This is a genomic window from Acetatifactor sp. (genome assembly GCF_982438285.1).
Genome location: NZ_CEWDFQ010000143.1, coordinates 1 through 7,520, shown reverse-complemented (window position 1 = coordinate 7,520; position 7,520 = coordinate 1). Strand labels below are relative to the sequence as shown.

Below are 7,520 nucleotides of genomic sequence, written 5' to 3'. Positions count from 1 at the left end.
TCCTTATCCACATTATAGATTATATCATCCGTCTTGAATACGCCGGAATTTACTTTTATGAGGGAATATTTTCCCATAAAGGGATCTACGATGGTTTTCCAGATAACAGCGGATTTTGCCTTGGAGAAATCGTAATCCGCGTGGAAAATCTCATTGGTCTTCATATTGATGCCGGCCACTTCCCTGTTCTCGGGACTCGGCATATATTTGATGATATCGTCCAGCAGGGTATATACGCCCTGGCAGAGCGTGTTGGATCCCATTGTCATGGGCACAATGCTTCCATCACAGACATTGGTGCGCAGCGCAGCCCTGATCTCCGCCTCAGAGAAGGTTTCCCCGCCAAAATACCGCTCCATAAATTCTTCGCTGGTCTCCGCCACTGCTTCCATCAGGGTGTCCCGGCAGATCTGCAGGTTTGCCTTGTTATACTCCGGCACCTCACAGGGAATTACCTCTTTTCCCTGCCAGCGGTTGCCCGCCTCGGTAATCACATTGATATAACCCACAAACTTCTCATTTTCACGAATAGGAAGATGAAAGGGCGCTATTTTCTTGCCGTAAAGGCTTGTCATATCCTCCACCACCTGGCGGAAGGAGGCATTGTCCACATCCATGTTGGACACATATACAAACCGGGGCAGCTTATATTTCTCACAAAGCTCCCAGGCCTTTTCCGTTCCCACTTCAATTCCTGACTTGCCGTTTACCACAATAATTGCGGCTCCTGCGGCGCTTACCGCCTCCTCCATCTCCCCCACAAAGTCAAAGTATCCGGGAGCGTCTATCACATTGATCTTATAACCCTCCCACTCAATGGGAATTACGGACGTGCTGATGGAAAACTTTCTCTTCTGTTCTTCTTTGCTGTAATCACTTACGGTATTGCCGTCGGCACCCCTGCCCATTCTTGAGGTAATGCCGGAAAGGTAAGCCATTGCCTCCACCAGACTGGTTTTTCCGCTGCCGCCGTGTCCTAACAAGACAACGTTGCGAATTTTTTCAGTTGTGTAAACATTCATGTGTTTTCCTCCAATTTCGATGTATTTTGGGTATCCTGCTAAAACTAAAATTGGATAGTCCAATCCCCATACGGTTATTTTACTAAATTAATTTCCATATTACAAGTCATTGTTGGTATTTTTGCACATTATTTACGTTTTGGTTGACTTTCGCACGTTGAAGTGCTATAGTACTGTAGAGATCAGAGAGCGCTGAATGGGTGCCGGCATCCAGTTCTCCCTTCCAGGAAATCCGGCGCAGAAATGAGGATCAAATGATTGTTATAATGAAACCCGGCGCTGCCGAAGAAAGCGTAAAGGCTGTCATAAGCTATATTGAATCCAACGGTCTTACCGCCCATCTCTCCCAGGGCAAGGAGGTCACCATTATCGGTGTCGTAGGCGACAAGACAAGGCTTTCCACGGAAAACCTGACCGTCTATAAGGATGTGGACCGCATCGTCCCCGTCACGGAAAGCTATAAGCTGGCCAACAAAAAATTCCATCCGGAACCCACCCGGGTGAAAGCAGGAAACGTCGTCATCGGTCCGGACACCATGACCATCATAGCCGGCCCCTGTGCCGTTGAGACAGAGGAACAGCTTATGTGCATTGCCCGGGCCGTAAAGGACGCCGGTGCTTCCATCCTGCGGGGAGGCGCATACAAGCCCCGCACCTCTCCCTACTCCTTTCAGGGACTTGAAGAAGAGGGCCTGCGCTATATGAAGCGCGCGGGGGAGGAGACCGGGCTTGCCACCATCTGCGAAGTGGTAAGCTTAGATGCCATCGAAGCGGCGGTAAAATATGTGGACATGATTCAGATCGGCGCCCGGAATATGCAGAATTTCATTCTGCTCAGAGAAGCCGGACGTTCCGGTCTCCCGGTACTGTTAAAGCGGGGCCTGTGCGCCACTATCGATGAATGGCTCAACGCTGCGGAGTATATTATGTCCGAAGGAAACCCCAATGTGGTGCTCTGCGAAAGGGGCATCCGCACCTTTGAGACAGCCACCCGCAATACCCTTGATATCAGCGCGGTTCCCGTCATGAAGGAAAAGACGCACCTGCCCATTATCGTGGACCCCTCCCATTCCACCGGCTCCTACAAATATGTGCCTTCTATGGCAAAGGCCGCCGTGGCATGCGGAGCGGACGGACTGATGATCGAGGTGCACAACGATCCCGCCCACGCTTTATCCGACGGGCCCCAGTCTCTCACCTTTGCCCATTTTGACCAGCTGACCCGCGAGCTTGCTCCCTTCTGCAGCCTCGCTGGCCGCAGTTTTCAGATAAAATCTGAAGGAAGGGCTTAACCATGACATCTCTCACTTGCGGTTTTATCGGTCTTGGACTGATCGGCGGCTCCATTGCAAGGGCTTTAAAAGAAAAAATTCCGAACGTGAAAGTCATCGCTTACGATGTCCGTCCGGAAACCCTTCAGGCTGCTCTGGAGACACATACGGCGGACATTGCCGCTTCCTCCATAGATCACAGCTTTTCCCAGTGTGATTATTTGTTTTTATGCGCTCCCGTACAAAAAAACGACGCCAACCTGGAGGAAGTAAAAAAAGTGATTTCCCCCTCCTGCCTGCTTACGGATGTAGGAAGCGTAAAAAGCGGCATTCACAGCGCAGTGGAGCATGCCGGATTGAGCGCACAGTTTATAGGAGGGCACCCCATGGCCGGCAGCGAACGGACAGGCTTTGTCAATTCCCGGCCGCTGCTTTTGGAGAACGCTTATTACATACTGACTCCCACAGACACGGTTCCCCGTCAAAAAGTGGAGGCTTACCGGGAATTGGTGCAAAGGCTGGGGGCTATCCCTCTCATTTTGGATTTTGGCCTTCACGATTATGTGACGGCTGCCATAAGCCATCTGCCCCATGTGATTGCCGCTTCCCTGGTCAATCTCATCCGGGAAAAGGATTCTCCGGACAGCATCATGCGTCTGGTTGCCGCCGGGGGCTTTAAAGATATTACAAGGATTGCATCCTCCTCCGCCGTTATGTGGCAGCAGATCTGCCTGACCAACACAGAAAATATCGCCTCGCTGCTCTCCTCCTACATCGACTCTCTTGCCGCAGTAAAAGACCAGCTTCTAAAAAGGGATGGAGAAGCCTTATATCAACTGTTTGACAGCGCCCGCATTTACAGAGATTCCTTTCTGGACGCTTCCAGCGGCCCGATCAAACGGTCCTATACCCTCAATCTTGATATTGCCGACGAGCCCGGGGCGCTGGCCGCTGTGGCCACCATTCTGGCCCTGAACCAGATCAATATCAAAAATATCGGGATCGTCCACAACAGGGAATATGAGGGAGGCGTCCTGAAAATCGAATTTTACGAGGAGGACTCCATTGAAAAAGCCTCCCAGATTCTGAGTGCAAAGGGATATGCCCTCCACCCGTTACAATGAGGTTTTTTTCCCAGAAGGCTTTTTCCCCCTGGGGAAAAGCCTTCTGAGATACGTCCTGACCTTTAAAAGCAGCAGGCACAAAAGCACGCCGCAAAAGCCGCCCCAGGTATCCAGGAGCACATCCCAAAAGCTGCAGTATCTTCCCGGCACAAAAAACTGGTGAATTTCGTCCAAAGCCGCCGACACAAATACCCACGCCACCGTCAACGCAGTCAGGCCCTTCCCTTTTTTGATCCAAGGGCTCCACAGCACATACACCAGAATGCCCATACAGACATATTCCGTAAAATGGGCCAGCTTCCGCAGCGGATGTTCAAAAGAAAGAGCTATGCTCTCCATCCGCTGTCCGCTCCAGGGATTTCCCGCAAGAGAATTGATTACCTCCACACATTTTTCTGAAATGGTGAGGCTTAAATTTCCGGATTCCTCACCGTCCTGTCCCGAAAATCCAAAAATCAAAATATACAGCAGAAAAAGCAGCAAAGATGCCGCTATGGTGACGGTCCATTTACTCTTCCCTTTCATTGATCGTCTGATACGCTTCAATCCTCGCCGCATCCGTCTCTGACATACCCACAAAAACAGCGCCGTAGGAAAAGTCGTTTTCCTCCATCTCAATCCTGACGATTCTTAAAAAGGTATGTAATACCTCCTTGGTCCACAAAGTCAGATAACATTCGTACACCGTTCCAATGGCCAGGGGCTCGCTGCAGAAAAATCCCACGCCGCTCCTTGACACATCTGTGACTGCAATCTCCACAAGCTCCTCTTCTTCTCCGTCAATCCGCCGCAGCACAAGCTCTGCAGACAATTGTGTTCTCTTATGCCTTCTTCTCTCCTCCATAGCCGTACACCTCCGTTTTCATCATGAGAAATCTGTAATGAACATGGCATCCCCGAAGCTGAAAAAGCGATAGCGCTCCCGGATAGCCTCTCTGTAAGCCCCTAACACATGCTCTCTGCCTGCCAGCGCAGACACCAGCATCACCAGCGTGGATTCCGGCAGATGGAAATTCGTAATCAATCCGTCCAGAACCTTAAACCGATACCCCGGGTAAATAAAAATATCGGTCTGTGCGCATCCAGGCCGCACTATGCCATTTTCATCCGCAGCGCTCTCCACGGTCCTGCAGCTTGTGGTTCCCACGCAGATAATCCTTCCCCCCTTTTCCTTCACCCGGTTTATCTTTTGTGCCGCCTCGTCTGTCACCTGATAAAACTCCGAGTGCATATGGTGCTCCAGCACGTTTTCCTCCTTCACTGGCCGGAAGGTTCCAAGTCCCACGTGCAGGGTCACATAAGCAGTTTCCACTCCCATCTCCGTAATCTGCTCCAGCAGGCTCTGGGTAAAATGCAGCCCCGCCGTAGGCGCCGCCGCCGAACCCTCATATTTTGCATAAACGGTCTGGTAACGATTTTTATCCTGAAGCTTATGAGTGATGTAAGGGGGAAGAGGCATTTCCCCCAGCCGGTCCAATACCTCCTCAAAGATACCGTCGTAGGTAAACCGTACCAGCCGGTTTCCCTCTTCCACCGTCTCAAGCACCTCAGCGGTCAAAAGTCCGTCCCCAAAGCTGATTCTTGCTCCCGGTCTGCATTTTTTTCCAGGCTTTACCAAGGTCTCCCAAATATCGTCCTGCCTTCGTTTTAAAAGCAGAAGCTCCACATGGCCTCCTGTTTTCTCCCGCTGTCCCAGCAGTCTTGCGGGGATCACCTTTGTGTTGTTGAGCACCAGGCAGTCCCCAGGCCTTAAATATTCCGTAATCTGCCGAAACACCCGGTGGGAGACAGCTCCCGTATTTTTATCCAGCAAAAGAAGCCTGGAGGCGCTGCGGTCCTCCAATGGGTCCTGGGCGATCAGCTCCTTTGGCAGCTCAAAATAAAAATCTGACTTTTTCAGTTCACCGGCCATCAGAGACAAGCCCCCTGGACAAACGCTTTATACCCTCTGTAGGTCTCATAAATGTCCGCCTTGCTGGTGGCCTCCCAGGGCGCGTGCATATTTAACACAGCCACGCCGCTGTCTATCACGTTCATGCCGTACAAAGCAAGAATATACGCTATGGTTCCGCCGCCGCCCAAATCCACCTTGCCCAGCTCTGCAGTCTGGAAATGTATTTTCTTTTTGTCAAAAATCTGGCGGATATGGGCCAGGTACTCCGCATTTGCATCGTTGGAGCTGCTTTTTCCCCTTGCGCCCGTAAATTTATTAAATACCATGCCCTTTCCAAGAAAGGCCACATTTTTCTTGTCGAAGCTGGAAGCATAGGAAGGATCAAAGGCGCTGCTTACATCTGAAGAAAGCATACAGCAGCGGGAAAGACATCTTCTAAGCTTCAGCTCGCTGTAATCGCCGCACAGATTCATGACCTCGGCCACCGCATTTTCAAAAAACCGGGACTGCATGCCGGTTGCACCTACAGAGCCGATTTCCTCCTTGTCCACCAGAATACAGCAAAGGGTTCTGTCCGTCTCTCCCACGTCCAGCATTGCCTTCATGGAAGTATAGGCGCACACCCTGTCATCCTGACCATATGCAAGAATCATGCTGCGGTCAAATCCCGCCTCTCTGGCCTTTCCTGCCGGAACCACCTCCAGCTCTGCGGAAATAAAATCCTCTTCCTCCAGACCGTAGCTTTCCTTAAGGATATTGAGCACACCTGCCTTGACAGCCTCCTTCCCGGCCTTTCCCGGGGCATCCTCCTTTCCCGGGGCATCTTCCTTTTTGCTTCTTGATTTCTTATCTAAAACCAGAGGTTTATTCCCGATGATAATATCCAGGGCCTCCCCCTCGATGACCTTTGCGGCCTTTTTTTCCAGCTGCTCCTGTGCCAGGTGAATCAGCAGATCCGATATAAAAAATACCGGATCCTCCTCGTTTTCTCCGATATTAATCTCCACGGTGGTTCCATCCTTCTTCACCACCACGCCGTGAATGGCAAGAGGAATGGTAACCCACTGGTATTTCTTAACGCCGCCGTAATAATGGGTGTCAAAATAAGCAAAGCCCCCCTCCTCATAAAGAGGATTCTGCTTAATATCAAGTCTCGGGCTGTCAATATGCGCGCCTAAAATATTCATCCCCTCTTCCAGAGGCTTTTCGCCGATCTGGAACATGACGATGGACTTGTTCATCCACACGCTGTATACCTTGTCACCCTTTTTCAGCCCCTCTCCGCTCTTTGCCAGAGTGGCAAGCTCTCTGTACCCGGCCCTTTCAATGGTATTTACAATTGTGTCGATACATTCTCTCTCTGTCTTTCCATGATCCAGAAATTCCCGATATTCCCCGCAAAATGCCTCCAGCTTTTTCAGCTCTTTCGCATCATAAGTTTCCCATACGTTCTTTCTTTCCATGATTCTCCTCACTTCCAAGCTTGTTTGAATTTCTCTGCTTCCTTATCCTTATTGGCGCAGCTCTATGCCAAGCTGCTCCAGGCCATTTAAGATTTTCTTCATAGCCGCGTTTACATCACTGTCCAAAAGCGTCCTGTCCTTGGCCCGGAAAGTGATAGAATAAGCCACCGATTTAAAGCCTTCCTTAATCTGGCTGCCCTGATAAATGTCAAAAAGCTGGCAGCTCTCCAGAAGCTTTCCGCCTCTTTGTACAATCACATGCTCAATCTCGCCCACCATAACCTTCTCAGGAACCACCATACTGATGTCTCTGCTCACCGAAGGGAATTTTGCAATGCCCTCATACTTTCTTTCAAAGGTGGTAAAAGGAATCAGGCTGGGCATATCAAGCACAGCCACATAGGCCCTGGTTCCGATATTATAATTGTCAAGCACATCCGGATGCACCTCTCCCAGATAACCGATTAAGACGTCTTCGTATCTGATCAGCGCCTGACGGCCCGGATGCAGGAAAGGCTTGCCGGCTTCCGGGTCATACTCCGGCTTTTTGCGCATGCCCACACCCTCAAAAAACTCCTCCAGCACTCCCTTTAAGGTAAAGAAGTCCCCTTCTCCGTAAAATCCCAGAGTAAACTGCATCCTCTCATCGGGAAGCTCCGTCAAGGGCAGCGCCTTAGGCAGGTAAATATTCCCCAGCTCGTAAAGCTTCACATTCTTATTTCTCCGGTTATAATTAGTAGACAGAC

General features: G+C 50.5%; 8 protein-coding genes. 2 read left to right on the top strand and 6 right to left on the bottom strand.

Features of this window, described 5'->3' with window-relative positions; all coding sequences use genetic code 11:
* On the bottom strand, positions 1-1,022 hold a 1,022-nt coding region (locus tag AC1WIP_RS08535; RefSeq protein WP_481141446.1), incomplete at its 3' end, for a GTP-binding protein.
* A gap of 254 nt (positions 1,023-1,276) precedes the next feature.
* On the opposite strand from AC1WIP_RS08535, the gene aroF reads away from it, so the two are divergent.
* Both aroF and AC1WIP_RS08525 read left to right on the top strand, forming a co-directional pair.
* Entirely contained in the window at positions 1,277-2,314 is a 1,038-nt protein-coding gene (gene aroF / locus AC1WIP_RS08530; RefSeq protein WP_481141445.1) for a 3-deoxy-7-phosphoheptulonate synthase, read from the top strand.
* A gap of 2 nt (positions 2,315-2,316) precedes the next feature.
* A complete protein-coding gene (locus tag AC1WIP_RS08525) occupies positions 2,317-3,417 on the top strand; it encodes a prephenate dehydrogenase/arogenate dehydrogenase family protein (protein ID WP_481141444.1) in 1,101 nt (366 codons plus the stop codon).
* Here the strand turns inward: AC1WIP_RS08525 and AC1WIP_RS08520 are convergent.
* The 5 genes from AC1WIP_RS08520 to AC1WIP_RS08500 all read right to left on the bottom strand — a co-directional run.
* Positions 3,409-3,942, bottom strand: a complete 534-nt coding sequence (locus AC1WIP_RS08520; RefSeq protein WP_481141443.1) for a VanZ family protein — start codon at positions 3,940-3,942, stop codon at positions 3,409-3,411. The two genes, AC1WIP_RS08525 and AC1WIP_RS08520, sit on opposite strands and share 9 nt — an antisense overlap.
* Complete coding sequence (locus tag AC1WIP_RS08515; RefSeq protein WP_318705138.1) at positions 3,926-4,261, bottom strand: PilZ domain-containing protein; 336 nt, start codon at positions 4,259-4,261, stop codon at positions 3,926-3,928. The genes AC1WIP_RS08520 and AC1WIP_RS08515 overlap by 17 nt, the downstream gene beginning before the upstream one ends.
* Positions 4,262-4,282: 21 nt before the next feature.
* Positions 4,283-5,317 carry a tRNA preQ1(34) S-adenosylmethionine ribosyltransferase-isomerase QueA gene (gene queA / locus AC1WIP_RS08510; protein ID WP_481141447.1) on the bottom strand — a complete coding sequence of 345 codons (1,035 nt, stop codon included), beginning with the start codon at positions 5,315-5,317 and terminating at the stop codon, positions 4,283-4,285.
* An 11-nt stretch (positions 5,318-5,328) separates the two neighbouring features.
* Complete coding sequence (locus AC1WIP_RS08505; protein WP_481141442.1) at positions 5,329-6,774, bottom strand: aminopeptidase; 1,446 nt, start codon at positions 6,772-6,774, stop codon at positions 5,329-5,331.
* 48 nt (positions 6,775-6,822) lie between these two features.
* A partial coding sequence (locus AC1WIP_RS08500; protein ID WP_481141441.1) for a phenylalanine--tRNA ligase subunit beta-related protein occupies positions 6,823-7,520 on the bottom strand: 698 nt, incomplete at its 5' end.

What these genes read in the sequence shown, in the direction of transcription:
- aroF (WP_481141445.1), top strand. Translation starts at nt 1,277, where the DNA reads ATGATTGTTATAATGAAACCCGGCGCTGCCGAAGAAAGCGTAAAGGCT.
- AC1WIP_RS08505 (WP_481141442.1), bottom strand. Translation starts at nt 6,774, where the DNA reads ATGGAAAGAAAGAACGTATGGGAAACTTATGATGCGAAAGAGCTGAAA.
- AC1WIP_RS08525 (WP_481141444.1), top strand. Translation starts at nt 2,317, where the DNA reads ATGACATCTCTCACTTGCGGTTTTATCGGTCTTGGACTGATCGGCGGC.
- AC1WIP_RS08515 (WP_318705138.1), bottom strand. Translation starts at nt 4,261, where the DNA reads ATGGAGGAGAGAAGAAGGCATAAGAGAACACAATTGTCTGCAGAGCTT.
- AC1WIP_RS08520 (WP_481141443.1), bottom strand. Translation starts at nt 3,942, where the DNA reads ATGAAAGGGAAGAGTAAATGGACCGTCACCATAGCGGCATCTTTGCTG.